General features: G+C 62.7%; 25 protein-coding genes. 22 read left to right on the plus strand and 3 right to left on the minus strand.

The window, feature by feature from the left end:
- Position 1 precedes the first annotated feature (1 nt).
- The 8 genes from phnE (at position 2) to D4A92_RS05390 (ending at position 6,247) form a co-directional block, all read left to right on the plus strand.
- Positions 2-1,528 (plus strand): phosphonate ABC transporter, permease protein PhnE, encoded by a 1,527-nt coding sequence (gene phnE, locus D4A92_RS05355; RefSeq protein WP_203018601.1) that lies wholly within the window; start codon positions 2-4, stop codon positions 1,526-1,528.
- A gap of 50 nt (positions 1,529-1,578) precedes the next feature.
- A complete protein-coding gene (locus D4A92_RS05360; protein ID WP_203018602.1) occupies positions 1,579-2,280 on the plus strand; it encodes a DUF1045 domain-containing protein in 702 nt (233 codons plus the stop codon).
- Between the two features lie 4 nt (positions 2,281-2,284).
- Positions 2,285-3,421, plus strand: coding sequence for an alpha-D-ribose 1-methylphosphonate 5-triphosphate diphosphatase (locus tag D4A92_RS05365; RefSeq protein WP_203018603.1), 1,137 nt, complete (start codon positions 2,285-2,287; stop codon positions 3,419-3,421).
- A gap of 20 nt (positions 3,422-3,441) precedes the next feature.
- Entirely contained in the window at positions 3,442-4,020 is a 579-nt protein-coding gene (phnN, locus tag D4A92_RS05370; protein ID WP_203018604.1) for a phosphonate metabolism protein/1,5-bisphosphokinase (PRPP-forming) PhnN, read from the plus strand.
- Between the two features lie 262 nt (positions 4,021-4,282).
- Entirely contained in the window at positions 4,283-4,597 is a 315-nt protein-coding gene (gene rplU, locus D4A92_RS05375) for a 50S ribosomal protein L21 (protein WP_054150254.1), read from the plus strand.
- A gap of 33 nt (positions 4,598-4,630) precedes the next feature.
- On the plus strand, positions 4,631-4,900 hold the full coding sequence (gene rpmA, locus D4A92_RS05380) for a 50S ribosomal protein L27 (protein ID WP_054158048.1): 270 nt from the start codon (positions 4,631-4,633) through the stop codon (positions 4,898-4,900).
- Positions 4,901-5,024: 124 nt separating this feature from the next.
- The gene (locus D4A92_RS05385; protein WP_203018605.1) at positions 5,025-5,663 is read left to right on the plus strand and encodes a GNAT family N-acetyltransferase; all 639 of its coding nucleotides are present in this window, start codon (positions 5,025-5,027) and stop codon (positions 5,661-5,663) included.
- Positions 5,660-6,247 carry a GNAT family N-acetyltransferase gene (locus D4A92_RS05390; protein WP_203018606.1) on the plus strand — a complete coding sequence of 196 codons (588 nt, stop codon included), beginning with the start codon at positions 5,660-5,662 and terminating at the stop codon, positions 6,245-6,247. The genes D4A92_RS05385 and D4A92_RS05390 overlap by 4 nt, the downstream gene beginning before the upstream one ends.
- Positions 6,248-6,282: 35 nt before the next feature.
- On the opposite strand, the gene D4A92_RS05395 is transcribed toward D4A92_RS05390, so the two are convergent.
- Positions 6,283-7,143: an endonuclease/exonuclease/phosphatase family protein gene (locus D4A92_RS05395; protein WP_203018608.1), complete on the minus strand. Its 861-nt coding sequence runs from the start codon at positions 7,141-7,143 to the stop codon at positions 6,283-6,285.
- A gap of 87 nt (positions 7,144-7,230) precedes the next feature.
- On the opposite strand from D4A92_RS05395, the gene obgE reads away from it, so the two are divergent.
- The 10 genes from obgE (at position 7,231) to D4A92_RS05445 (ending at position 17,230) form a co-directional block, all read left to right on the plus strand.
- Complete coding sequence (gene obgE / locus D4A92_RS05400) at positions 7,231-8,322, plus strand: GTPase ObgE (RefSeq protein WP_203018610.1); 1,092 nt, start codon at positions 7,231-7,233, stop codon at positions 8,320-8,322.
- Positions 8,322-9,497 (plus strand): glutamate 5-kinase, encoded by a 1,176-nt coding sequence (gene proB / locus D4A92_RS05405; protein ID WP_203018612.1) that lies wholly within the window; start codon positions 8,322-8,324, stop codon positions 9,495-9,497. Before obgE ends, proB begins: the two co-directional genes overlap by 1 nt.
- Entirely contained in the window at positions 9,490-10,773 is a 1,284-nt protein-coding gene (locus tag D4A92_RS05410) for a glutamate-5-semialdehyde dehydrogenase (protein ID WP_203018613.1), read from the plus strand. The genes proB and D4A92_RS05410 overlap by 8 nt, the downstream gene beginning before the upstream one ends.
- A 37-nt stretch (positions 10,774-10,810) precedes the next feature.
- Positions 10,811-11,407 carry a nicotinate-nucleotide adenylyltransferase gene (locus tag D4A92_RS05415; protein WP_246754079.1) on the plus strand — a complete coding sequence of 199 codons (597 nt, stop codon included), beginning with the start codon at positions 10,811-10,813 and terminating at the stop codon, positions 11,405-11,407.
- A gap of 179 nt (positions 11,408-11,586) precedes the next feature.
- Positions 11,587-11,946: a ribosome silencing factor gene (rsfS, locus tag D4A92_RS05420; protein WP_246754032.1), complete on the plus strand. Its 360-nt coding sequence runs from the start codon at positions 11,587-11,589 to the stop codon at positions 11,944-11,946.
- 103 nt (positions 11,947-12,049) lie between these two features.
- Positions 12,050-12,532, plus strand: a complete 483-nt coding sequence (gene rlmH / locus D4A92_RS05425) for a 23S rRNA (pseudouridine(1915)-N(3))-methyltransferase RlmH (RefSeq protein ID WP_203018616.1) — start codon at positions 12,050-12,052, stop codon at positions 12,530-12,532.
- A gap of 71 nt (positions 12,533-12,603) precedes the next feature.
- On the plus strand, positions 12,604-14,115 hold the full coding sequence (locus D4A92_RS05430) for a murein hydrolase activator EnvC family protein (protein WP_246754033.1): 1,512 nt from the start codon (positions 12,604-12,606) through the stop codon (positions 14,113-14,115).
- Complete coding sequence (locus tag D4A92_RS05435; protein WP_203018617.1) at positions 14,105-15,424, plus strand: S41 family peptidase; 1,320 nt, start codon at positions 14,105-14,107, stop codon at positions 15,422-15,424. The genes D4A92_RS05430 and D4A92_RS05435 overlap by 11 nt, the downstream gene beginning before the upstream one ends.
- 83 nt (positions 15,425-15,507) lie before the next feature.
- Positions 15,508-16,689, plus strand: coding sequence for a divergent polysaccharide deacetylase family protein (locus D4A92_RS05440; RefSeq protein ID WP_203018618.1), 1,182 nt, complete (start codon positions 15,508-15,510; stop codon positions 16,687-16,689).
- Positions 16,690-16,696: 7 nt separating this feature from the next.
- Positions 16,697-17,230: an RNA pyrophosphohydrolase gene (locus tag D4A92_RS05445; protein WP_203018619.1), complete on the plus strand. Its 534-nt coding sequence runs from the start codon at positions 16,697-16,699 to the stop codon at positions 17,228-17,230.
- An 18-nt stretch (positions 17,231-17,248) separates the two neighbouring features.
- Here the strand turns inward: D4A92_RS05445 and D4A92_RS05450 are convergent, their stop codons facing one another.
- Positions 17,249-17,647, minus strand: a complete 399-nt coding sequence (locus tag D4A92_RS05450) for a rhodanese-like domain-containing protein (protein ID WP_203018621.1) — start codon at positions 17,645-17,647, stop codon at positions 17,249-17,251.
- A gap of 69 nt (positions 17,648-17,716) precedes the next feature.
- On the opposite strand from D4A92_RS05450, the gene ftrA reads away from it, so the two are divergent.
- Entirely contained in the window at positions 17,717-18,748 is a 1,032-nt protein-coding gene (ftrA, locus tag D4A92_RS05455) for a transcriptional regulator FtrA (protein ID WP_203018622.1), read from the plus strand.
- A 6-nt stretch (positions 18,749-18,754) separates the two neighbouring features.
- Here ftrA and D4A92_RS05460 read toward each other — a convergent pair whose 3' ends face one another.
- Complete coding sequence (locus D4A92_RS05460) at positions 18,755-19,198, minus strand: metallopeptidase family protein (RefSeq protein ID WP_006724327.1); 444 nt, start codon at positions 19,196-19,198, stop codon at positions 18,755-18,757.
- A 159-nt stretch (positions 19,199-19,357) separates the two neighbouring features.
- On the opposite strand from D4A92_RS05460, the gene D4A92_RS05465 reads away from it, so the two are divergent.
- The 3 genes from D4A92_RS05465 to D4A92_RS05475 are packed head-to-tail and all read left to right on the plus strand — an operon-like array spanning position 19,358 to position 25,122.
- Entirely contained in the window at positions 19,358-20,287 is a 930-nt protein-coding gene (locus D4A92_RS05465; RefSeq protein ID WP_203018624.1) for a hypothetical protein, read from the plus strand.
- A 40-nt stretch (positions 20,288-20,327) separates the two neighbouring features.
- Positions 20,328-21,755, plus strand: a complete 1,428-nt coding sequence (locus D4A92_RS05470; protein ID WP_246754080.1) for a Y-family DNA polymerase — start codon at positions 20,328-20,330, stop codon at positions 21,753-21,755.
- A 16-nt stretch (positions 21,756-21,771) separates the two neighbouring features.
- The gene (locus D4A92_RS05475; RefSeq protein ID WP_203018626.1) at positions 21,772-25,122 is read left to right on the plus strand and encodes an error-prone DNA polymerase; all 3,351 of its coding nucleotides are present in this window, start codon (positions 21,772-21,774) and stop codon (positions 25,120-25,122) included.
- The last annotated feature ends 62 nt before the right edge of the window (positions 25,123-25,184 follow it).

Raw genomic sequence — 25,184 nt, forward strand, 5'->3', positions numbered from 1 at the left:
GATGTCGATGATGAACGCTGCCGAACTGAACCGTCTGGCCGAACGCTATCCGCAGGTGCTGGAGCGCAGCCTCTGGCAACGCTATCGGATCCCGTTTTCGATCTGCACGCTTGCGCTTTATTTCCTGTTCTGCTGGTGGTTCTTTGCCATCGGCAAGACGATGTCGGAGGCAAACTGGGGCATCGCCGGCAACTATCTTGCCGATTGGGTCTCCTATGAGATTCGCCCGGAATTCGACATCGACCGCGACGGGGCGTTGACGATCAGTTATCCGCGCTTCGATCCCATCGGGCCGAACCCAAACCCGGACTGGATCGAGACGAAACGCGAAACGATCACCCGGTCCGAGCCGCAGACCCCCGTGGCTGCAGCGCCGGCACCAACGGCCCCCACGCCGAACTCGACCTTCAGCTTCATGGCGTCCCCGAATCCGCAGGCATCAACTGCGACCTCGGGCACAGAGACCAATGTCGCCGCAGCCCAAGTGACGTCCGAGGAAGTGATCACCGAAGCACAGGTGGCACTCTCCGGCACGGCCCGTATCGACATTGCCGGTGATCGCGTCACGCTTGTACGCGGCGAAGAAACGGTGACCCTGTTGCTCGATCCTGCCAAGGACACCGTGACGGTCGAAGGCGCACGTCCCGACTGGGTCGAGCAGCGCCTCGAAGGCGGCCGTGTCATCGCCTATTTCGGCTCCGCAGGCTGGATCGACGTGTCCTCTGATCGCGTCCGCGTCCGCAAGCGCTTCTTCGGCTGGGAGAGCTTCGTCTTTGACACCAACTCGCCCTTCTTCGGCCTCTCGTCCGGTGAAGTCTGGCAGACAATCACCTCCGGCGAACGCATCGACCCAAAGATGAGCAATCTGGCGCTGGCCTGGAACAACATCCTCTACAATGCGTCTTGGCAGCATCTCGACGTCTGGACCAAGCTCTTGCAGACCATCGTCATGGCCTTCATGGGTACGTTGCTTGCCATGCTGGTCGCCTTCCCGCTGTCCTTCGTCGCCGCGCGCAACATCACCCGCAACCGCCCGGTCAACCAGCTGACCAAGCGCTTCTTCGACTTCGTCCGCTCCGTCGACATGCTGATCTGGGCGCTGTTCTTCACCCGGGCCTTCGGCCCAGGTCCGCTCGCCGGCATCTCTGCGATCTTCGTGACCGACTCGGGCACGCTCGGAAAGCTCTATGCCGAAGCGCTCGAAAACATCGACGACAAGCAGCGCGAGGGCGTCAAATCGGTCGGCGCGCCTTCGGCGGCGGTGCAGCGCTTCGGTGTCCTGCCGCAGGTCATGCCGGTCTTTGCCTCCCAGGCGCTCTATTTCTGGGAATCGAACACGCGATCGGCAACCATCATCGGTGCCGTCGGCGCCGGCGGCATCGGCCTCAAGCTCTGGGAAGCCATGCGCACCAATTCCGACTGGGAAAATGTCGCCTACATGGTGCTCCTGATCCTGATCGTGGTGTTCCTATTCGACGGCATCTCCAATAGCCTGCGCTCCCGCCTGATGGGCAAGAGCCGCCACTGATTCTGAGAGCGGGGTCCATTCCCGCGCCACCACACACGAAAGACATAGCCTTGCGTTACGCCTTTTACTTCGCACCCTGCGCCGACGCACCGCTGAGCCAGACGGCGGCGGCTTGGCTGGGACGCGATGCCTTCACCGGGATTGAACATCCAAGAACGGCCGAAACGGATTTTCCGGCGGAAGAACTGGATGCTCTGACGGCCGATCCCCGGCGATACGGCTTTCACGCGACGCTCAAGGCGCCCTTTCACCTGGCCGAAGGCATGAGCGAAGCCGATTTGCTTGCCGAATTTGCCGCGTTCGCCGCGAAAACGGCGGCCTTCGAAGTCCCCTCGATTATCGTCGGCCAGCTTGGGCCGTTCTTCGCTCTGCTTCCCGAGACACTTCATCGGCCGCTGCAGCAATTCGCAGCCGATGTCGTAGAAACCTTCGAGCCCTTCCGCGCCCCGCTCTCCGAAGCGGATGTCGCAAGGCGCAAGGCGGACACACTGCCGCCGAGTCAGCGCCAAAATCTGCTGAACTGGGGCTACCCTTACGTCTTCGATGAGTTCCGCTTCCACATGACGTTGACCGGGCCTGTATCGGACGCCCAGTCGCCTGCCATGGCCAATGTGCTCAACCTCCGCTTCGCCGATTTCATCGGCCGCCCTCTCCGGATCGACGGCCTCGCGCTCTTCGTTGAGCCCGAGCGCGGCGCACCTTTCCTCGTCCATTCATGGCTGCCCTTAAAGGCCGCCCAACAAAACGGCTGACCCCATGTCCGAACAGATCTTTTCCAATGCCCGCATCGTTCTCGAAGACCGGATCGTCGACGGCACAGTCGTGGTCCGTGATGGCCTGATCGCCGAAATCGAGGAGGGCCCGAGCCGCACCGGCGAGGACTTCGGCGGCGACTACCTGATCCCGGGCCTCGTCGAACTGCACACCGACCACCTGGAATCGCACTACTCCCCGCGTCCCGGCGTCCGCTGGCACATGACTTCGGCCATCCAGGCCCATGATGCGCAGATCGTCACCTCGGGCATCACCACGGTCTTCGACTGCCTGCGCATGGGCTCAGACGAGGACGGCGGCTTCGACAAGGGCGAGATGCGCGACATGGCGGATGCCATCCAGGCCGCGGAACGGGACGACAGGCTGCGGGCCGAGCACCTGATCCACCTGCGCTGCGAAGTTGCCTCAGACAACGTGCTGGAGCATTTCTCTGACTTTGAGAACGATCCGCATGTGCGTCTCGTCTCGCTGATGGACCATTCCCCGGGCCAGCGTCAGTTTCAGACGATGGAACAGTACACACTCTACTACAAGACCAAACGCGGCCTGACCGACGAGCAGTTCGCCCGCTTCGTCGAAAGCCGCCTCTCGCTGTCGGAGCGCTTTTCGACGGTGCATCGCGACACTCTCGCGAGGTCCTGCGCCGAGCGCGGGATCACGGTCGCCAGCCATGACGACGCAACGCTGGCCCATGTCGAGGAAGCCAAGGGGCACGGCGTCAAGCTCGCCGAATTCCCGACCAGCATCGAAGCCGCGGAAGCCTCGCACCAATCGGGCATGAGCGTGCTGATGGGCGCCCCCAACGTGGTCCGCGGCAAGTCGCATTCCGGCAACATCGCCGCCCGTGATCTCGCCAAGCGCGGTGTGCTCGACGTGCTTTCTTCCGACTATGTGCCGCTCAGCCTCCTGCATGCGAGCTTCGTGCTGGCCGACGAGATCGACGGCATTTCGCTGCCCCAGGCGATCGCCATGGTGACGGCGACGCCGGCGCGAACGGTAAGCCTTGACGACCGCGGCCGGATAGAAACCGGCCTTCGCGCAGATCTCGTGCGCGTCCGCCGCGACGCAGGCGTGCCGGTGATCCGTGCCGTCTGGCGGGAAGGGCGCCGGGTGGCCTGATGATGCATGCAGCGACAGGCATGGCACTAGAACGGGATGCGTCACGCGGCACGGTCATTGCCGTTGTCGGCCCGAGCGGCGTCGGCAAGGACAGCCTCATGGATTTCGCACGCCGGCACTTTTCCGGCACAGAAGACATTCTTTTCGTCCGCCGCATGATCACCCGCCCGAAGGACTCCATCGGCGAGGATCATGAACCCGTCACTGCTGAGACCTTCGAGGCCTTGGTGCGGTCACGCGCCTTTGCCGTGTACTGGAAGGCCCACGGCCTCGGCTACGGCATTCCGGCCGATGTCCACGACGATCTCGCTGCCGGTCGCGTCGTCATCGTCAACGGTTCCCGCTCCGCCCTCGAGGGGTTTCGGGCCGCATTTCCGCAGCTGCTGGTCGTGAACGTCACTGCCCGTCCGGACGTGTTGGCCAAGCGTCTCGCCGCCCGCGGACGCGAAACGGCAGCCGATATCGAGGCAAGACTCGCCCGTGCAACGGACCCCTTGCCCGAGGATGTAAAGGTCGTAACGATCGACAACAGCGGGGATCTGGCCGTAGCAGGCAGGCGACTGGTGGACCTGATTGAAGGTTTGCGGAGCGAAGTCTGAGCGCAATTGCGCGCGAAAATCGATCATGGTGCCACACGGCACGGCCTAAGCGCTGCGCGCGCTGGCTTTTTGCCGCTTTCTCCTTGACACTCCGCCCACCCTCACGTATGCGACGCTCGACTTAAAGCGTAGGCGAACTGCGCCTTCTGTTCTTCGCCTCCGGCGATGCTCAACCGGCAGGATCAAAAATCCTGCTCCTCCGACTGACAAAAAGACGGCCCCTCGCAAGGGGAGAGCCGGAACGAACATGAAAGGATAAAAAATGTTCGCAGTCATCAAGACCGGCGGTAAGCAGTACCGCGTAAACGCCAACGACGTGCTGACCATCGAAAAGCTGGAAGCCGAAGCTGGCGCAACCATCGAATTCACCGAGATTCTCGTGGTCGGCGAAGGCGAAACCGCAACCATCGGCGCGCCCTTCGTGGCTGGTGCCAAGGTTACGGCCGAAGTGGTCGAACAGACCCGCGGCAAGAAGGTCATCGCCTTCAAGAAGCGTCGTCGTCAGAACTCCAAGCGTTCGCGCGGCCATCGTCAGCACCACACTGTGGTGCGCATCACCGACATCGTCGCAGCCTGAAACGCGGATAACAAGGTTTAAAGGAGCAATCCAATGGCACACAAAAAAGCTGGCGGTTCCTCGCGCAACGGTCGCGATTCCAATTCCAAGCGCCTCGGCGTGAAGAAGTTCGGCGGCGAAGCCGTCATTCCGGGCAACATCATCGTGCGTCAGCGCGGTACGCAGTGGCATCCCGACGCCAATGTCGGCATGGGCAAGGATCACACCGTATTTGCGCTCATCGAAGGCAATGTCGCGTACCGTACCAAGGCCAACGGCAAGGTATACGTGTCCGTAATGCCGAAAGCCGAAGCAGCAGAATAAAGCCGGTAGCGTTTAACAGCCGGCGTCTCATCGACCCGGCTGACCGCACCAGGTTCAGTCTAGAAAAAAGGGGAGATGGGGCGCCATCTCCCCTTTTTTCTTGTCCAACGAAGGAGACTGAACCATGGAAAGTCTGATGTTGAGGGATGACCAATCACGGTCGCCCGAAGAACGGCCAAGGCCCGATCGGCCGAGGAGCGATTGCCCTGTCTTACTGTCGCAAAGGCTCGTCCTGCGCGCTCCCCACATCGAAGACATCGACGCCCTTGCCCATCTCGCCAACAACGCCGCAATTGCCACCATGGTGGCGCGCATGCCGCATCCCTACACGGCAAAAGACGCGGCCGACTTCGTGCGACGCACGAATATCGGCGAGATCGGCAAGTGCGTCTATGCCATCACGAAAGCGGACAATGGCGAATTCCTTGGTTGCTGCGCGCTGGAGCCCAATCCGGCTGACGATACCACCCTGGAAATGGGTTACTGGCTGGGGGAACCCTACTGGAACAAGGGTTACGCTACGGAAGCGGCCCATGCACTGATCGACATGGCCTTCCGCACCCGTGAATGGGTGAGCCGCATCGATGCGCGCTGCCGGGTGACCAACATCGCCTCACGCCGCGTCATCCAGAAGTGCGGCTTCCAGTTCCAGGGCACCGGCATGGTCGGCAACCTGGCCATGGGCGGAACAGTCCCCGTCGAATGGTACCGGCTGGATCGCAAGACCTGGCTGTCCCTGAAGAGCTGGGGGGAAATGCGATGAGCGCGCTTGTTGCAGAAAGAGCGGTGCTCGCAACGCCCATGCCGGGACCCTGCCCGGTCATCGAAACGGCACGCCTCACCCTGCGTCCACATCGGATGCAGGATGCCGATGCGATTGCCGGGTCGCTCGGCGACTTCGAAGTCGCTCGCATGCTGACGCGTGTGCCTGTTCCCTATGATCGGGAGGACGGTCGCGATTGGTTGAACATGGTGACATCGGGCCTGAAGTCCGACTGGCATTTTGCAATCACCCTGGATGGGGTGCATGTCGGCGTCGTCTCTCTGGAGGTCCGCCATGGTCTTTGGCACGTCGGCTACTGGCTGAACCGCTTCTATTGGGGCAAGGGCATCATGTCCGAAGCGCTCGAGGCAGCGCTCGAGCGCTTCTTCCGACGCATGCCGGGGGTCGAGATCGCAAGCGGCGCCTTTGCCGATAATCTGGCCTCGCGCCGGGTGCTGGAAGGGCGCGGATTCCGGATCGTCGGGGTGCGCGACGTCTATTCGAAGTCGCGCGCGCAGATGGTGTCGCTGGTCGAAATGCGGCTCGGCCAGACGGATTTTGCCAGCCGCAGTCACAAAGCATAGCCGACTTTCCTCCGGGCGCTCCGCGCCCGGAGTCACTACTCCCCGAGCTCGACCCAGACCGGGAAATGGTCGGATCCGACGGCCGACCGATCCACATGGCAGTTCCTCAGTCGACCAACGAGACCGCCACTGACGAAGCAGTAATCGAGATGCATGCGCCGCGAACCATCCTCGCTGACCCAGCTATAGCCGTCCGCAGGCCGCGAATTCAGATGCGCTTCGGCATCGACGGGAAAGCTCGCTCTCGGCGCCCGCCCGTAATAGGCATCCTTGCGACCGACCATAGCAGTGTATTCGGGGCTTTCCGGCTCCATGTTGAAGTCCCCCATAATAAGGAAGTCCTCCGGCAGCGGCGGATCGGTAACGGCGAATTCGATCGCACCCGTCAGCGCTCCGCCCTCGGAGAGATAACCGAAGACACGCTCCTTGAGATAGGCGATCTGGGCGATGCGCTCGTCCGGCGAGACATGATCGAGATGGACGGAATAGACGCGCAGCGCTCCGTCAGGAGCATCGATGACGGTCTCCAGCGCGCCGCGCTGCAGGTTCAGCTTGTCGAATGTGCGGTTGCGCGGCAGAAGCAGGTTGCGGCTCGATCGGATCGGATAACGCGACAGGACCATGTTGCCGAACTGGAAGCGCCGCTCACGGAGGCGACCGTCAATCGTGGTATTATCCACCAGCACGTCGCAGGCCGGACCGAAGGCCGCAAAGTAGTCCGGAAACAATGCGGAAAAGGTCTCGACCAGATCGGCGTAACCGTTCCGGCTATAGCCACGGGTCACCTCCTGCAGAGCGATCACGTCCGCATCGCGGATGCTGTCGGCGATCCGATCAGGGTCAAAACGCCCGTCCTGGCCGACGCCATACTGGATGTTGTAGCTTACGAACTTCACGATACTCTTTGACCTCCGCGCCAAGCGGCTATATCGATGGCCGCAACTCTCCGCGCAGAACCTGACAGAAGAATTGACGGCAGCAAGATGAAATTTCTCGACGAGGCTAAGGTATATATTCGCTCGGGCGACGGCGGCGCCGGTGCTGTTTCGTTTCGGCGCGAAAAGTTCATCGAGTTCGGCGGACCTGACGGCGGCGACGGCGGCCGGGGCGGTGACGTCTGGGTCGAGGCCGTCAACGGCCTGAACACCCTCATCGACTTTCGCTTCCAGCAGCATTTCAAGGCGAAGACCGGCACCCACGGCATGGGCCGCAACCGCACGGGCGCAAACGGCGAAGACGTGACACTCAAGGTGCCTGTCGGCACCCAGATCTTCGAGGAAGACAACGAGACCCTGATCGTCGATATGACGGTCGAGGGCCAGCGTTTCCGCATCGCCAAGGGCGGCAATGGCGGCTTCGGCAACGCCCATTTCAAGACCGCGACCAATCAGGCACCGGACTGGGCCAATCCAGGCCTCGAAGGTGAAGAAAAGACCGTCTGGCTGCGGCTGAAGCTGATCGCCGATGCCGGTCTCGTCGGCCTGCCCAATGCCGGCAAGTCGACTTTCCTGGCATCCGTCACCCGTGCTCGACCGAAAATCGCCAACTATCCCTTCACGACCCTGCACCCGAACCTGGGTGTGGCCACCGTCGACGAACGCGAATTCATCCTCGCCGATATCCCGGGCCTGATCGAAGGCGCCCATGAAGGTGTCGGTATCGGCGACCGTTTCCTCGGCCATGTGGAGCGCACCCGTGTCCTCCTGCATCTCGTTTCCGCCCAGGAAGAAGAGGTCGGCAAGGCTTACAAGACGGTGCGCTACGAGCTTGATGCCTATGGCGGCGGCCTGGATGACAAGCCGGAAATCGTTGCCCTCTCGCAGATCGACGTGCTCGATGAGGCCGAACTGAAGAAGAAGGCGGCGGAACTGAAAAAAGCCTGCGGCCAGACACCGCTCCTGCTCTCGGCCATCACCGGCAAGGGCATGACCGATGCGCTGCGTGCCCTGCGCGATATCATCGTCGCCGCCCAGGGAAACCAGCCCCTGCCCGAAAAGCGCGAGAAGAACCGCCGCAAGCGGGATGACGACGGAAATCTGGAAGCCGGCCTCGACGACGGAGAAGGCGACGATTGATGTCCACCCGGCTCCGCTCGCTTTCCCGCGTCAAGCGGGTCGTCATCAAGATCGGGTCCGCCCTTCTGGTCGATCGAGGGTCCGGGATCCGCAAGCAATGGCTCGATGCGATCTGTGACGATATCGCAGCCCTGAAAGCCCGTGGGACCGACGTTCTCGTCGTGTCCTCAGGTGCGATTGCGCTCGGTCGAACCGTGCTCGACATGCCCTCCGGTGCCCTCAAGCTCGAGGAGAGCCAGGCCTGCGCTGCTGTCGGCCAGATCGCATTGGCCCGCCACTGGTCGGAAAGCCTTTCGCGACACCAGATTGTTGCCGGCCAGATCCTGCTGACGCTCGGCGACACCGAGGAACGCCGGCGTTACCTGAACGCCCGCGCCACCCTCAGCCAGCTCTTGAAGATCGGCGCCATCCCGATCATCAACGAGAACGACACGGTCGCGACCACTGAAATCCGTTATGGCGACAATGACCGGCTTGCCGCTCGCGTGGCCACCATGGCCGGCGCCGACCTGCTTGTGCTGCTCTCCGATATCGACGGCCTCTATACCGCCCCGCCGCACCTCGATCCTGAGGCGCAGTTTCTCGATACGATCGAGGAAATCACGCCCGCCATCGAAGCCATGGCTGGAGGGGCTGCCTCCGAGCTCTCCCGTGGAGGCATGCGCACCAAGATCGATGCCGGCAAGATCGCAACCAGCGCCGGCTGCGCCATGATCATCGCTTCCGGCAAGACGATGAACCCGCTGTCATCGATCGAAAACGGAGCACGCCATTCCTGGTTTGCAGCCTCCAAGTCGCCCGTCACGGCACGCAAGACCTGGATCGCTGGTCAGCTACAGCCGGCAGGCACGCTTCAGGTCGACAACGGCGCCGAAGGCGCGCTGCGCTCGGGCAAGAGCCTGTTACCGGCCGGTGTGCGCTCCGTCTCCGGCGCCTTCCATCGCGGCGATACCGTATCGATCGTCACGATCGAAGGACGCGAGATCGCCCGTGGACTGGCGGGTTACGACGCCGACGAGGCGCGCCGCATCTGCGGCCGCAAATCCAACGAAATCGAGCAGATCCTCGGTTATGCAGGTCGCGCTGCGATGATTCATCGCGACGACCTCGTCATGACCGAACTCGGCCAGCGCGAAAGCGCAGCCGGTGACCGGAAGGATGCCGCCCATGCATGATACCGTGTCGAACCAGAACTCTGTCGAAGGCCTGATGCTCGACATCGGCCGCCGCGCCCGAGCCGCCGCTCGTCCCCTGGCGATCGCATCGACAGAAGCGAAGAACCGGGCCCTGCTCGCAATGGCCGACGCCTTGATGGCGGCCGAGGCCGAGATCCTCGCTGCGAATGCGATCGACCTCAAGAATGTGGCAGAGTCGGGTCTCGCCGCATCCTTCATCGACCGTCTCACTCTCAATTTCGCCCGCGTTGCCGCGATCGCCCAGTCGATGCGCGAGATCGCCGATCTCCCCGATCCCGTCGGCACCGTCATCACCGAATGGGACCGTCCCAACGGCCTGCATATCGAGCGCGTGCGTACGCCGCTTGGCGTCATCGGCGTGATCTACGAAAGCCGCCCGAACGTGACGGCCGATGCCGGAGCACTTTGCCTGAAGGCCGGCAATGCCGTGATCCTGCGCGGCGGCTCGGATTCGGCCAATTCATCGCGTGCTATTCATGCCTGCCTGGTGAAGGGCCTCCTCTCCGCCGGCCTGCCCGCTGACGCCATCCAGCTTGTGCCGACTACCGACCGTGCCGCCGTCGGTGCGCTGTTGTCCGGCCTCGAGGGATCGATCGACGTGATTGTGCCGCGTGGCGGCAAAAGCCTCGTCGCGCGGGTTCAGCAGGAAGCACGCGTCCCGGTCTTTGCCCATCTCGAAGGTCTCTGCCACGTCTATGTCGACGGCTCCGCCGATCTGGAGATGGCGAAGAAGATCGTCGTCAACGCCAAGATGCGCCGCACCGGTATCTGCGGTTCGGCTGAAACCCTGCTGATCGACAGTGCCGCAATCGGCACCCATCTGCAGCCCCTGATCGAGGCGCTGACCGAAGCGGGCTGCGAAGTCCGCGCCTCTGCAACAGTGCTCCGGGTCATGCCAGGCTTCAAGCCGGCAACGGAGGAGGACTGGCGCACGGAATATCTCGACGCGATCATTTCCGTCGCGGTGGTCGATGGCATTGGTGGTGCGATCGACCATATCGCTCGCTATTCTTCGAACCACACCGAAGCCGTGATTGCAGAAGACCCCGCCGTCGTCGAACGCTTCTTCAACGAGATCGATTCGGCCATCCTGCTGCACAACGCATCGACCCAGTTCGCTGATGGCGGCGAATTCGGCATGGGCGCCGAGATCGGCATCGCGACCGGCAAGATGCATGCGCGCGGGCCCGTGGGCGTCGAGCAGCTGACATCTTTCAAGTACCGCGTCCGCGGCACCGGCCAGGTCCGTCCCTGACGTGGCGGAAGAGGCGGTCGCCCATCGTCATCTGGTGATGCCGCATGTCGAGCGCGGCATGGTGATCGGCCTCTTCGGCGGTTCCTTTAACCCGCCGCATGCGGGGCACCTTCTGGTCGCCGAGATCGCTTTGCGTCGCCTTGGTCTTGACCAGCTCTGGTGGCTGGTGACACCGGGCAACCCGTTGAAGAGCCGAACGGAGCTGATGCCTCTCGCAGAGCGTCTGAACGCCTGCGAGCAATTGGCCACGGATCCGCGCATCAAGGTCACCGCCTTCGAGAAAACGCTCGGAACGAGTTACACCGCACGCACGCTCGAGTTCATTCGTACTCGCAATCCGCATGCCCATTTCATCTGGATCATGGGGGCCGACAATCTCGCCGGTTTCCATCGCTGGCAGCGCTGGCAGAAGATCGCCACCACCTTCCCGATCGCCGTGATCGACCGACCTGGCTCGACGCTCGCCTATCTCTCCTCGAAGATGGCCCGCACCTTCGACTATGCACGTGTCGATGAGGAGGATGCAGGCGTACTCTGGCAGAAGCGGGCGCCGGCCTGGACCTTCATTCACGGACCCCGCTCGACGCTGAGTTCGTCGGCGATCCGAGCGGCCGCAGGCACCGTGCGACAATGACGACGCAAAGCCCCCGCATCTGCGACCATGCCTTGAAAGTTTAATGGATCGATGCCACCTTTTGTCGGTGATCTCAGTTATGAGAATCGCAGACGTGCTGTTCTGTTTTGCCAAGGAAAGGACGAACTCTGACAACAGTACACACCAAGGGACGCGCCTCCCGCGCTATCCCGAAGAGCATGGAACGTGGCGCCGATGCTGCAGCCCGTGCGCTTGAGCTGGTCCTCGCAAGCCTCGAGGACTCGAAAGCAGAAGACATCGTCTCCATCGACATTGCCGGCAAATCGGCGCTGGGCGACTACATGGTGGTCGTATCCGGACGCTCGAACCGTCATGTCTCGGCGATCAGCGAACACCTCATCTCCGACTTGAAGGACGAAGGCCTGGGTTCCGCCCGCGTCGAAGGCCTGGAGACCGGCGATTGGGTTCTGATCGACACGGGAGACATCATCGTGCATGTGTTCCGACCTGAAATCCGCGAATTCTACAACCTGGAAAGGATGTGGGCAGCGCCGGATATCGAGGATCGCCTGCACTGAAAACGGCCGGCCGTCCGTCGGACGGTCCCGAAGCCGGATTGACACGGCAGTGCTCTTGCTGCCGATAGAGATGGTTTTGTGACCTGAACCTGGGACTGCCCGCATGAAAATTGGCATCTACGCCGTGGGCCGGCTGAAAGCCGGTCCGGAGAAGGAACTCGCGTCCCGCTATCTGGACCGCTTCGCCAAGGCTGGACCGCAATGCGGCCTGGAATTCACGCGCTCCGTGGAGCTGAATGAAAGCCGCGCCGGCAATGCCGACACGAGAAAGCGCGAGGAAGCCCAGGAGCTTTCCCGCCAGATCCCTGACGGCGCGCTGATTGTCGTCCTCGACGAGCGCGGCAAGGCCTTTGACAGTACCGAATTTGCGAAATTCGTCGGCGATGCTGCCGATAACGGCCAGCGCGACATGGCCTTCGTCATCGGCGGCGCCGATGGTATCGACCCCGACCTGCGAGATCGTGCCCGGCTCGTCCTCAATCTTGGCAAGCTGACCTGGCCGCACCAGCTCGTGCGCATCCTGATTGCCGAGCAGCTTTACCGGGCCGTGACCATCCTGACAGGACATCCCTATCACCGTGTTTGAGGCGCTGATCACGATCGGCACGGCATACCTTTGCCTTGGTCGCAAATCAGCGTATTTTCCCGCCGAACCGGATGAAGCCTTTGCCCACTGCAGCCAATGACAATGCACGTCTGATCGACGGCAGCCGCCGCAAGGCTGGCCTGACGGCGGCCTGCGTTCTGGCAGCACTGGTGGCATCGGCATCACCGCTTTCGACCCGTGCACAACAGCCCTCACCTCCGAGTGAGGCGATTGAAACCCCTGCCGATGCTGAGACCACCACCGGTGCCCTGCCGCCGGGCCCCGCGACGACGGGTGATCGCGTCGTATTAGGTCCAGCGCCTGATCCAGCCCTCGAACTGCGCGCCAAGCGGGATCAGGTGAGCTCGGAATTGCAGGAAATCGCCGCCAGCATGAAGCTGTCGGAAGAAAAGGCGACCGAACTCGAGAACAGCATCGCAGAGCTGGAGAAGACCTCCGAGAGCCTGAAGACCGCACTGATCGAATCCGCCAAACGCCGCAAGGACATCGAAAAGCAGATCAGCGAGGGCGAAAAACGGCTGGCCGATATCGGTCTGCGTGAGGATGAGATCCGCGCGTCCTTCCGCGAGCGCCGGTCGATGCTCGCCGAAGTCCTCGCTGCTCTCCAGCGGATGGGCCGCAATCCGCCGCCGGCCCTTCTGGTCAGTCCCGAGGACGCACTCGGCTCCGTCCGCACAGCGATCCTTCTGGGTGCTGTCGTCCCCGGCATTCGCCACGAGACGGACAAGCTGGCCGCCGATCTCGAAGAGTTGATCGCGCTCAGGAATGCGGGGAAGCAGGAGATGGACGGCCTCGTCGCGGCCATCGCCAACCGCCAGGAGGAAGAGCGGCGGATGGATCTTCTCGTCGTCGAAAACGATCGGCTCGCCCGCACGAATTCGCTGCAGCTGCAGGCAGAACGCAAGCAATCGGAGGCACTTGCCGAGCGTGCCTCAACGATGGAGGCCCTGATCCAGTCGCTCGAAAGCGAGATCACCTCGGTGCGTCAGGCGGCAGAACTTGCCCGCGCCGAGGAGGCACGACGCAGCCAGATGAGCGAGGAGCAGAGAGCCCGCGCGCTGGAGCTTGCGCAGTCCGGACTGCCCGATAAAAACCGCATTGCGCCAGCATATCCGTTCTCTGAGCTGAAGCAGAAACTGGACTTGCCGGTTGCCGGCGAAACCCTGCGACAGTTCGGCGATCCGGACGGGACAGGCCACCAGGCGCAGGGCATCGTCATTGCCTCACAGCCCGGTTCGCTGGTCACTGCACCGGCCGATGCATGGGTAGTGTTTGCTGGAAATTTTCGAAGCTACGGCCAGATGATCATTCTGAATACGGGCGACGGCTATCATATGGTGCTGTCCGGCATGGACCGGATCAGCACGAGCCAAGGCAAGTTCGTCCTCTCTGGGGAGCCTCTGGCGACCATGGGTGAGAAAAGAGTGGCAAGCGCGACGGTATTGGCGCTGGAAACCGATCGGCCGACGCTTTACATTGAACTTCGGAAAGACGGTAAACCGGTTGATTCCCGTCCCTGGTGGGCCGGAGGCGATTCTGGAAAGGCACAGAATGATACGTAGGGTCTCTCTTCTCCTCGTCGGCGCATTGATGGGCGCAACCGCGATGAGCGTCATTTATTCGGCGGGTGTTCCGGCGCAGGCTGCGGGCAATTCCACCTATCGTGAACTGTCGATCTTCGGCGATGTCTTTGAGCGCATTCGCGCCCAATACGTGACACCGCCGGACGAGAACAAGCTGGTTGAAAGTGCCATCAACGGCATGCTGACCTCGCTGGATCCGCACTCCGTCTACATGAACGCCAAGGATGCGGCCGACATGCAGACACAGACGCGCGGTGAATTCGGCGGCATCGGCATCGAAGTCACGATGGAGGAAGAGCTCGTCAAGGTCATCACGCCGATCGACGACACGCCCGGCGCCAAGGCCGGCATTCTCGCCGGCGACTTCATCTCCGAAATCAACGGCGAAAGCGTGCGCGGCCTCAAGCTCGAGGAAGCTGTCGAAAAGATGCGTGGGGCGGTCAACACGCCGATCAAGCTGACCATCCTGCGCGAGGGTGCCGACAAGCCGTTGGACATCACCGTGACCCGCGAGATCATTGCGATCCGCGCCGTCAAGTCGCGCGTCGAGGGCGATGTCGGTTATCTGCGCGTCATCTCGTTTACCGAGAAGACCTATGACGATCTGGAAGCGGCGATCGAGAAGATCAAGAAGGAAGTCCCGGAAGACAAGCTGAAGGGCTATGTCCTTGACCTGCGTCTCAACCCGGGTGGCCTGCTCGATCAGGCGATCTATGTCTCCGACGCCTTCCTGGAGCGTGGCGAAGTGGTTTCGACCCGTTCGCGCGATCCGCAGGATACCCGCCGCTTCAACGCCACCGCAGGCGATCTGACCGACGGCAAGCCGGTGGTCGTCCTGATCAATGGCGGTTCGGCATCGGCATCGGAAATCGTGGCCGGCGCGCTGCAGGATCTGAAGCGTGCGACCGTGCTCGGCACCCGCTCCTTCGGCAAGGGTTCCGTGCAGACCATCATCCCGATGGGCGACAAGGGCGCATTGCGCCTGACGACGGCACTCTATTACACGCCCTCCGGCAGTTCGATCCAGGGAACCGGCATCGAGCCCGACATCAAGGTCGAGCAGCCGCTTCCGGAAGATCTCCAGGGCAAGGTGCGGACCGAAGGCGAATCCTCTCTTCCTGGCCACATCAAGGGCCAGAACGAGAACGAGGAAGGCTCCGGCTCGGTTGCCTATGTGCCGCCGGAAGCCAAGGACGACGTCCAGCTCAACTATGCACTCGACCTGCTGCGTGGCGTGAAGACCGATCCGGCCTTCCCCGCCGATCCGCAGAAGGCCGCTCTGCAGTAAGCATCTGATCTGACCGCCCGCGTATCCCTGATGCGCGGGCGGTCTTTCTGTATCCGGACTGCCGACATCACTGGAAGTATCGCATGGATCTTCATGCACCGCTCGGTCAGGAGCGCAAGGACAAGAAGCCAGGCAAAGGCAGCTCTGCTTTGTCCAGTCTTGCGGCTGCCCTTGCCGTCGTCTCCCTTGCAGGCTTTTCCGCATGGACGGCCCTGTCACCGGCAAACCTGCGCGCGGTCCCGCCGATCAATCTCACCCCTGCACCACCGGAAACCGCCGAGGCGCCAGACACGCCGGCAAGCCGCGAACCGCAGCAGGAGGCAGCCGGCATCGTCAGGAGCGGCCCGAACGACGGAGCCGTGCTCCGCCGCACCACCACTCCGGACGGGAATGTCGTAACGACCTTCAGCCCGACGGGTCGACAGGGGCCTGTCATCATCGGCACCGCCTCGACCCAGGATCCGCGTCTGGCAGGCCAGCCGAATGAAGACTTGATCGAACTCACCGATGCGGGCGGACTGCCTGCCGTGTCGGCCTCCGGCCTCCGCCCCGTCGATTTCTATGCAAGACCCTGGTCCGGCGCACGCGGCACACGGATCGCGATCGTCATTGGCGGCATCGGTCTCAGCCAGACCGGCAGCCAGAAGGCGATCCGCGAACTGCCCGAGGACATCACCCTCGCTTTCGCCGCAACGGGCAACAGCCTGCAGCGCTGGATGCAGGAGGCGCGCCGCAAGGGACACGAGATCGTTCTTCAGGTGCCGATGGAGCCCTTCGATTATCCGGCAAACGATCCGGGACGAGGCGCTCTGCTGGCCGAGAAGACGGCTGCGACCAACGTCGCCAACCTGCACCAGGCCATGGCGCGGATCACCAACTACACCGGCATCATGAACTATATGGGCGCCCGCTTCCTCGCCGACGACAAGGCCATGGACCCAGTCATGCGCGACATTGGCAAACGCGGGCTGATGTTCCTCGACGACGGATCCACCGCGCGCTCGCTGTCGGGTGATTTCGCCAAGGCGATCGGCTTTCCGCATGCCTATGCGGACGTGATGATCGACGCGCAGTTGGACCGCCAGGCAATCCTGGCAAAGCTCGATGAATTGGAGCGGATTGCGCGACGCAACGGCCAGGCGATCGGCGTCGGTGCGGCCTTCGACGAGACCATCGCAGCGGTCGCCGAATGGCGTAATGAAGCAGTCGCCCGCGGTATCGAATTCGTCGGCGTCTCAGCGCTCGCCAACGACAACAGCCCCTGAGGATATCATGACCGAGCTCCAATCGACCAAGCCTCAGGTGAAGGCCGAAGATCTGCCCTATCGCCCCTGCGTCGGCATCATGGTGCTGAACCGCGAGGGTCTCGTCTGGGCGGGACGCCGCCTTTCCGAAGGCAATTCGGAATATGACGGTTCGCCCCAGCTCTGGCAGATGCCGCAGGGTGGGATCGATCCGGGCGAAGATCCGCTACCGGCCGCCATGCGCGAGCTTTATGAGGAGACCGGCATGAAATCCGTATCCCTGCTCGCCGAAGCCGGCCGTTGGATCAATTACGACCTGCCGGCCCATCTGATCGGCATTGGCCTGCGCGGCAAGTTCCGCGGCCAGACCCAGCGCTGGTTCGCCTTCCGCTTCGAAGGCGACGAGAGCGAAATCGCCATCAACCCACCGCCGGGCGGCCATCAGGCAGAATTCGACGCCTGGGACTGGAAACCGATGCAGGACCTGCCTGGTCTCATCGTGCCCTTCAAGCGCCGGGTTTACGAAGAGGTCGTCGCCGAGTTCGCCCATCTGGCAGGATGAGCGAACCTGTGGCCAGGATCAGGCCCCGCTTTCGATCTCGAAACCTTCATCCGCCCAGCCGGTCATCCCGCCGATCATCACCTTGACCCGACGCCCGAGCCGAGCAAGCCTGAGCGCCGCCCGATCCGTGCCGTTGCAATGCGGCCCGGCGCAATAGACGACGAACAGCGTGTCCTCGGGCCATTCCGCCATCTTTCGCTCGGTCATCTTGCCATGCGGCAGGTTGATGGCGCCGGGCACATGCCCCCTTTCGTAAAGCTTCGGTCCGCGCACGTCGAGAAGCACGAAGTCCGCCTCGCCACGGCTCATCACCTCATGCACATCCCAGCAGTCGGTCTCGAAGGTGAGCCGCGCCTGATAATACTGAGCGACAAGGGCCGGATCGGCGGCGGGAATTTCACTGACGAGACTTGGCATGGCAGGCTCCTGTTCGGTCGTTGATATCTAGACCTTGCCTTTACCCGGGAATTCGGAAAACTGGCGTAAATGACAACATGCGTAAAGATCACGCCAATGACGCCGGCATCGCCTTGTCCATCCTCGCTGCTCACAGGACCACGTGTGGTGACGCTCGCCTATGACGGCCTCTGCACCTTCGAATTCGGGGTTGCCGTGGAAGTCTTCGGCCTTGCGCGACCGGAAATGGGAAAGGGCTGGTATCGTCATGCAACGGCGGCGATCGAGCCCGGCCCTCTGAGTGCTGCCGGCGGTCTGACGGTCAGCGCTTCAGGTGGGCTGGAACTCCTCAAGGAGGCGGATCTGATCGTCGTGCCCGGCTGGCGCGGGATCGACGAGCCTGTTCCGGTGTCCTTGATCGAGGCGCTGCGGGCGGCCCATGCCCGGGGTGCGCGTCTGATGTCGCTATGTTCAGGCGTAGCGGTGCTGGCCGCAACCGGCCTGCTCGACGGCCGGAAAGCCACGACCCACTGGCGCTATGCCGACACAATTTCGCAAAGACATCCCGAAATCCATCTCGATCCCGATGTGCTCTATGTCGACGAGGGTCTGATCCTGACGGCCGCAGGCAGTGCTGCCGGCATCGATCTCTGTCTGCATGTCGTCCGCCGCGATTTCGGTGCGGATGCCGCCAACAGCGTGGCACGCCGCCTTGTGGTCCCGCCACATCGGGAAGGCGGGCAGGCGCAATTCATCGTAAGGCCGGTGCCCCAGGAACGCGAAGGACAGCGGATGGGGCCGCTGATCGACTGGATCGAGGCCAATCTGCAGCGCGAGGTGACACTCGCCGAGATGGCAGCGCGGGCCGGGATGAGCAGCCGGACCTTCCAGCGCCGCTTCCGCGACCTGACAGGTCACAGCCCCGGCGAGTTCTTGCTGACCCGGCGGCTGCGCCATGCCTGCGATCTTCTGGAGCGCCAGGCTGCCCTGTCGCTCGACGACATCGCTACCGCCTCAGGCTTCGGCACCCCGGCAACGCTGCGCCATCATTTCCGCACACGGCTTTCGACGAGCCCGGCCGCCTATCGGGCCAGGTTCGGGCATACAGGCAAGAATGGATAGCCGGACCTACCGGTCGGCAGCGGCGGCCTCTTCGGCACTTTCCTCGATGCGCTCCATGTCGTCATCGGAAAGGCCGAAATGATGGCCGATCTCGTGGATCAACACATGGGTGATGATATCACCCAGCGTTTCCTCGTTTTCAGCCCAGTAGTCGAGGATGGGGCGGCGATAGAGGATGATGCGGTTCGGCATCATGCCCGTTTCCATCGAGAAGCGTTCAGAAATCCCGCGCCCCTCGAACAGACCGAGCAGGTCGAAGGGCGTTTCAAGCGCCATGTCTTCGAAGACTTCGTCCGTGGGGAAATCGGCAATCTCGATGATGAGATCGCGGCTGAGATCGCGGAACTCCTGCGGCAGGTGCCCATAAGCCTCGATCGCCAGCGACTCGAATGTGCTGATCGTCGGGGCGTGTCGTTCGCGCCAATCCTCGCTCTGGTCTATGCGGGCCATGAATACTCCTTACTGCCCGGAGATATAGGATGTTTGCGACGGTATTTCGAGAGTGAATTCAACCGAGGAATAAATTCTCATTTGAATCCGGTTGACTCTTCCGCGAAGCTCTGGAATCCATAGGAACAAATAGAGAACAATTCATCAGGAGACATCGTCATGGGCGAGAGCCCTCAGGCGCGCGAGACGCTTTTTGCCTTGCGAGAAGCAATAGCCCGGATCGAGGGAAAGCCCGACCATGCCGCACGCCTGACGGTCCAGCCTACCGGCGCGGCCTCGAAACAAAGGGCCATGAATGAAAGGCTCGAGCAACGCGATCTCTTGGACAGCATTGTGGGTGAAAGCCTGGCCCGGGGGACGTTGATCGAAGTGAGGGGACAGAGGCTGCAACAGGCGGGAACCGTGACCGGTTTCGGGCTCGCCCTTGCTCTGATGGCCGCGGAGAACAATCAGACGCAGAGGCAGCGCCTCCTCTTCATCGCCGATCCCCAGGTCGTCCGGGAAGCGGGTCTCGCCTATGGTCCTGGCCTCCTCGATTTCGGCCTGTCGTCGACCGCATTGGTGCATGCCCTGCCTCGCCGGATCGAGGACGCGCTCTGGCTGGCTGAGGCAGCGCTTGCCTCCCGTGCCTTTTCCACCGTGCTCCTGGAAGTACAGGGCAATCCGAAGAAATTCGGCCTCACCGAGAGCCGGCGCCTGAGCCTCAAGGCACGCGCCACCGGTGGCAGGCTGTTGATCCTCCGTCAGGCAGGCGAGGAAGAGGCGTCGAGCGCTCTTCTTCGCCTGTTTGTCGAACCCGCGCCGGCGGCGGCGCGATCCCTCGCCGACGGGTCCCCGCTGGGCGGCAGCATCGGGTCGTCAGTCTTTCGCATCACACCTGAGAAATCCCGCATTCCGGGCTCACCCGAACTCATTCTGGAGTGGAATTCCGATGACCGCCGCCTTCAACTTTTCGAGCAGCCCGAACCCGCAAGCCTTGGATCGCCGCATTCTTTCGCTGTTTTTCCCAAGGCTCCCGACCGACCGCATCGCCCGACGGCGCTGGGGTCTATCGTGGCGTTTGCACCAAGGCTCGACCGAGCATCCTGACCGGGCGCCACTGGCCTGCGCCGGCCGTTCCGCCAATGCCATGCGGATCACCGCACTGGATGATATGGCGGAAGGCTTCGGCCTGCGGATCGGACAGGGGCTGGCGGAAGCCCGTGCCATTTGTGCGGATCTCGACGTGATCGAAGCGGATCCGGCCGCCGACCGCGCGCTTCTCGATGCCATCGCCGACTGGTGTGACCGCTACACGCCGCTGGTGGCTCTCGACGGCGATGACGGACTGATGCTCGATATCACCGGCTGCGCCCATCTCTTCGGCGGCGAGGAAAGGCTGATCGAGGACGTTGAGCGCCGCATGACCGCCTTCGGCCTTGCGGTCAAGATCGCGGTCGGCCCGACCCCTGGTCTCGCCCGTGCCTGCAGCCGTTTTGACGGCCCCCGGCGCGTCGCCCCATCCGAGGCCGCAGCCGCACTCGCTCCCCTGCCGATCGCGGCCCTCCGGCTCGAACCGCAGATCGTCATGAATCTCGCCCGTGTCGGCTTGAAGACATCAGGGGATCTTCTCGCAGCCCCGCGTGCGCCGATCACCCGCCGCTTCGGTGCGGGTCCGATCCTTCGCCTCGATCAGGCGCTGGGACACGAGGGAGAACCCATTTCGCCGCGACGCCACCTGCCTCTGCTTTCGGCCGAACGGCGTCTCGCAGAACCGATCATGACCGAAGATCAGGTCCTCGATCTCGCCGGCCGCCTGGCTGCCGGCTTGAAAACCTCGCTTGAAGCCCGCGGCGAAGGGGGCCGTCTGTTCGAACTTCTGGTCTTCCGTGTCGATGGCAAGGTCTTTCGGATCGAGGTCGGAGCCTCCGCCCCCTTGCGCGATCCAGGCCGCATCCGGGTCCTGTTCGAGGAGCGCCTTTCCGTCATCCATGACGAGCTCGATGCCGGCTTCGGCTTCGAACTCGTGCGCCTCAATGTCCTCCTGAGCGAGGCCTTTGAAGTGCGCCAGTCCGCCCTTGCCGACGAGGAGGACGGCAGCGAGGATCTCACGCGCTTCCTCGATCAGGTGGCCGCCCGCCTGGGAGAACGGGCGCTTCGCCTGCCCGTGCCGCTGGCCAGCCACTGGCCGGAGAGAGCGTCGACACATGCCCCCGCCGCCGATGCGCTCAAGACGGCAGATCTCTCTTTGCCTCGATCCCAGAGGTCTGCGAGACAGGCGCGTGCCTTGCGTCCCTTGCGCCTCCTCCACCGGCCTGAAGAGGTCGAGGTCATGTCCGTGGTCCCGGATGGTCCACCGGCCAGCTTCCGCTGGCGCCGTGTGCAACGACGTATCCTGAGAGCCGAAGGTCCGGAGCGCCTAACGCCGGAATGGTGGTCTGATGGCGAGGATGCCCCGCCACGCGATTATTTCCGCATCGAGGATACCGATGGCCAGCGCTTCTGGCTGTATCGCGAGGGTCTTTATGAGCGGCGGACCGTGACGCCGAGCTGGTTCCTTCAGGGCTTCTTTGCGTGAAGCAGGATCCGTGACGATGCAGAGGTTTTACGAAATCGGATTGCGCAGCAATTTCTCCTTCCTCGACGGCGCATCCCATGCCGAGGAACTGGTGGAACGCGCGCTGCTTCTCGGCCTTTCGGGCCTTGGCCTCGCCGATCGCAACACGGTCGCCGGTGTTGTCCGCCTGCATGCCGCGGCCAAATTGAATGGTCTCGAATTCCGCCCCGGCGCCCGCCTCGTCTTCGACGACGACACGCCTGAACTTCTTGCCTATCCCTTGAACCGCAAGGGATGGGGCAATCTCTGTCGTTTGCTGAGCGAGGGAAACCTGCGCTCGAAAAAGGGCGTTTGTACGCTCTGGGAAAAGGATCTTCTGGCATGGTGCGAGGATCTTCTGTTCATCGCCATGCCACCCCCGCTGGCAAGCCATGCCGATGTCGAAACCTTTGAAAGCCGGCTCGCCTCTCTCCGCCCTCGCCTGGCGGATCGTCTGTATCTCGCCCTCGTTCCCCGTCACGATGGCGCAGACCAGAGAAACTTCGCGGAGCTTGACGGAATTTCGAAACGGCTCGGCCTTCCCCTGATCGCCACCAACGACGCCCTTTACCACGCTCCGGATCGCAAGCCGGTTGCCGATGTGGTCATCGCAATCCGCGAGCATGTGACGATTGCCGAAGCCGGACTTCGCCTGCACGCCCATGCCGAACGACACCTGAAAAGCCCAGAGGAAATGGCCCGGCTGCTGAGAGCCTGGCCGGAGGCCCTGGACAACAACATCAATTTCTTTAGCCGGCTTCGGTTTTCTCTCGATGAGTTGTCGCACCAGTACCCCGATGAGATCTTCGACGGAGAATCTCCGTCTCTGGCCCTCCGACGGCTGACCTATGAAGGCGCGCGCAACCGCTATCCGGAGGGTATTCCACAAAAGGTCCTCGGTCTCCTCGACTACGAACTGAAGCTCATCGCGGAGAAGCGCTACGAACCCTACTTCCTGACCGTCTACCGGATCGTCTGCCACGCCAGGGAGGCAGGCATTCTCTGCCAGGGCCGTGGCTCGGCCGCCAATTCCGCCGTCTGTTTCTGCCTTGGCATCACGGAAGTCGACCCGCAGAAGACGACGCTGCTGTTCGACCGCTTCATCTCGACGGAACGCGACGAGCCGCCGGATATCGATGTCGATTTCGAGCATGAGAAGCGGGAGGATGTGATCCGCTTCATCTACGAAACCTATGGTCGCCAGCATGCTGCCCTGACAGCGGCCGTCATCAGCTATCGCGCCCGGTCTGCCGGCCGCGAGGTGGCAAAGGCCTTCGGCATGTCGGAAGATGTGCAGTCCGCGCTTGCCGGTTCGATCTGGGGCTGGTGGACCAGCGATTTCACCGAGGAACAGGCAAAGGCTGCCGGCCTCGACCTCAAGGATGCCACCACCCGGCGCGTGCTTGATTACGCCCAGGCCTTGCAGGGCTTTCCCCGCCATCTCTCCCAGCATGTCGGCGGCTTCGTCATCACCCGCGACCGCCTCGACGAGGTCGTTCCGATCATGAACACGGCCGATGGCCGCTACATGGTCGAATGGGACAAGGACGATCTCGACACGTTGAAGATCCTGAAGATCGACGTTCTTGCGCTTGGCATGCTCACCTGCCTCGCCAAGGCCTTCAAGCTGCTGGCACTTCATTACGATCGTCACGAGACGCTGGCCTCGGTCAATCAGGACCAGTGCCCTGAGGTCTATGACATGATATGCCGCGCCGACACGATCGGCGTCTTCCAGATCGAAAGCCGTGCCCAGATGAGCATGCTGCCGCGGCTGAAGCCCCGCAAGTTCTATGATCTGGTGATCGAGGTGGCGATCGTCCGGCCAGGCCCCATCCAGGGCAACATGGTCCATCCTTACCTGAAGCGGCGCGAAGACCTGCTGGCCGGCCGGCCGATCGGCTATCCGAGCGATGAACTGCGCACCGTGCTGGAGCGCACGCTGGGTGTGCCCCTTTTCCAGGAACAGGCCATGCAGATCGCCATCACGGCTGCCGGTTTCACCCCGGGAGAAGCTGACAAGCTGCGCCGTGCCATGGCCACCTTTCGCCGCACCGGCCAGGTCTCCAGCTTCCAGAAACGCATGATCGAGGGCATGGTGGCCAATGGCTACGATCCGGATTTCGCCGCCCGCTGCTTCAGCCAGATCGAAGGCTTCGGCGAATACGGCTTCCCGGAAAGCCATGCCGCCTCCTTCGCCCTGCTCGTCTATGTCTCCTGCTGGTTCAAGGCCTTCTATCCGGATGTCTTCTGTGCCGCGATCCTGAATTCACAGCCCATGGGCTTTTACGCCCCCGCCCAGCTCGTGCGCGATGCCCGCGATCACGGCGTCGATATCCGCCCGGTCGATATCAACCACTCGACCTGGGACTGCCTTCTCGAAGGGGAAGAGGCGGGCGATTTCGATCCGGCCCGCATCGCCAGCCGTCATCGGTCCATGGCCGGCGTGATCAGGTCGAAAAAGGCCGTTCGCATCGGATTTCGCCAGATCAAGGGCATACCGAAGGAGGCCATGGATATCCTCGTTTCGCAACGCGGTAAGGGTTATGATTCCGTTCGCGACCTGTGGCTGCGCACGCGGCTTGCCCGCCCCGTCATCGAGAAACTCGCCGATGCCGACTGCTTTTCCTCTCTTGGCTTATCGCGTCGCGAGGCACTTTGGGCGGCTCAGGCCCTCGATGGAGAGGCGGCCGTCGAAGTCCTGCCGCTCTTCGAGGCAGCCCCCCAGGAAGATCTGCAGCGCGAGGCGGAAATGATCCTCCCCCGCATGTTGCCGGGCGAAGAGGTCTTGAGCGATTACCGCAGTCTGACCTTCTCCCTGAAGGCACATCCCGTTTCATTCCTTCGCCAGGCCATGCAGCGGGCCGGCCTCAAATCGGCAACCGATCTCGAAAATCTTTCCCATGGCGCCAAGGTGGAGATTGCAGGCCTGGTCCTTGTCCGCCAACGACCGGGTTCGGCCAAGGGGGTCATCTTCATGACGCTGGAGGACGAGACGGGCACAGCCAATGTCATTGTCTGGCCGAAGGTGTTCGAACGTTACCGCCCGGTCGTCATGGGCGCGCGGCTGGTCGCCCTGCGCGGGCGCCTGCAGAAGGCGCATGGCGTCATCCATGTGGTTGCAGACCATCTGGTCGACGCAAGCGCCCGGCTCGGTCTGCTGCTCGAAGAGCTCAAGACCTTCGACACGCTCGCCCATGCGGATGAGGTTCGTCGCCCGGGTGTCGATCAGCGCCAGGCAAAGCGGGAAAAGGTCCCACGTCTCCCCCCACCGGCCGCCCCTCCGCCCGGCCATCCTCGCCGCAGCGCCATGGCGGACCTGATGCCGAAAGGACGCAACTTCCATTGACGGTGCGACACCTCGAGGGGCGATCACATCTGCAGCCCTATCCGCGATTTTTCTTGACAAAG

The sequence above is a fragment of the Rhizobium rosettiformans genome (assembly GCF_016806065.1).
Classification (GTDB): Bacteria; Pseudomonadota; Alphaproteobacteria; order Rhizobiales; family Rhizobiaceae; genus Allorhizobium.

Bases quoted from the DNA above. Each gene is read 5' to 3' on its own strand.
- obgE (WP_203018610.1), top strand. From the start codon at position 7,231: ATGAAATTTCTCGACGAGGCTAAGGTATATATTCGCTCGGGCGACGGC.
- proB (WP_203018612.1), top strand. From the start codon at position 8,322: ATGTCCACCCGGCTCCGCTCGCTTTCCCGCGTCAAGCGGGTCGTCATC.
- phnE (WP_203018601.1), top strand. From the start codon at position 2: ATGTCGATGATGAACGCTGCCGAACTGAACCGTCTGGCCGAACGCTAT.
- D4A92_RS05465 (WP_203018624.1), top strand. From the start codon at position 19,358: ATGGGCGAGAGCCCTCAGGCGCGCGAGACGCTTTTTGCCTTGCGAGAA.
- D4A92_RS05475 (WP_203018626.1), top strand. From the start codon at position 21,772: ATGCAGAGGTTTTACGAAATCGGATTGCGCAGCAATTTCTCCTTCCTC.
- D4A92_RS05365 (WP_203018603.1), top strand. From the start codon at position 2,285: ATGTCCGAACAGATCTTTTCCAATGCCCGCATCGTTCTCGAAGACCGG.
- D4A92_RS05445 (WP_203018619.1), top strand. From the start codon at position 16,697: ATGACCGAGCTCCAATCGACCAAGCCTCAGGTGAAGGCCGAAGATCTG.
- phnN (WP_203018604.1), top strand. From the start codon at position 3,442: ATGGCACTAGAACGGGATGCGTCACGCGGCACGGTCATTGCCGTTGTC.
- rlmH (WP_203018616.1), top strand. From the start codon at position 12,050: ATGAAAATTGGCATCTACGCCGTGGGCCGGCTGAAAGCCGGTCCGGAG.
- rsfS (WP_246754032.1), top strand. From the start codon at position 11,587: ATGGAACGTGGCGCCGATGCTGCAGCCCGTGCGCTTGAGCTGGTCCTC.
- D4A92_RS05440 (WP_203018618.1), top strand. From the start codon at position 15,508: ATGGATCTTCATGCACCGCTCGGTCAGGAGCGCAAGGACAAGAAGCCA.
- D4A92_RS05435 (WP_203018617.1), top strand. From the start codon at position 14,105: ATGATACGTAGGGTCTCTCTTCTCCTCGTCGGCGCATTGATGGGCGCA.
- D4A92_RS05450 (WP_203018621.1), bottom strand. From the start codon at position 17,647: ATGCCAAGTCTCGTCAGTGAAATTCCCGCCGCCGATCCGGCCCTTGTC.
- D4A92_RS05430 (WP_246754033.1), top strand. From the start codon at position 12,604: ATGAAGCCTTTGCCCACTGCAGCCAATGACAATGCACGTCTGATCGAC.
- rpmA (WP_054158048.1), top strand. From the start codon at position 4,631: ATGGCACACAAAAAAGCTGGCGGTTCCTCGCGCAACGGTCGCGATTCC.
- ftrA (WP_203018622.1), top strand. From the start codon at position 17,717: ATGACAACATGCGTAAAGATCACGCCAATGACGCCGGCATCGCCTTGT.
- D4A92_RS05415 (WP_246754079.1), top strand. From the start codon at position 10,811: ATGCCGCATGTCGAGCGCGGCATGGTGATCGGCCTCTTCGGCGGTTCC.
- D4A92_RS05385 (WP_203018605.1), top strand. From the start codon at position 5,025: ATGGAAAGTCTGATGTTGAGGGATGACCAATCACGGTCGCCCGAAGAA.
- D4A92_RS05410 (WP_203018613.1), top strand. From the start codon at position 9,490: ATGCATGATACCGTGTCGAACCAGAACTCTGTCGAAGGCCTGATGCTC.
- rplU (WP_054150254.1), top strand. From the start codon at position 4,283: ATGTTCGCAGTCATCAAGACCGGCGGTAAGCAGTACCGCGTAAACGCC.
- D4A92_RS05390 (WP_203018606.1), top strand. From the start codon at position 5,660: ATGAGCGCGCTTGTTGCAGAAAGAGCGGTGCTCGCAACGCCCATGCCG.
- D4A92_RS05470 (WP_246754080.1), top strand. From the start codon at position 20,328: ATGCGGATCACCGCACTGGATGATATGGCGGAAGGCTTCGGCCTGCGG.
- D4A92_RS05460 (WP_006724327.1), bottom strand. From the start codon at position 19,198: ATGGCCCGCATAGACCAGAGCGAGGATTGGCGCGAACGACACGCCCCG.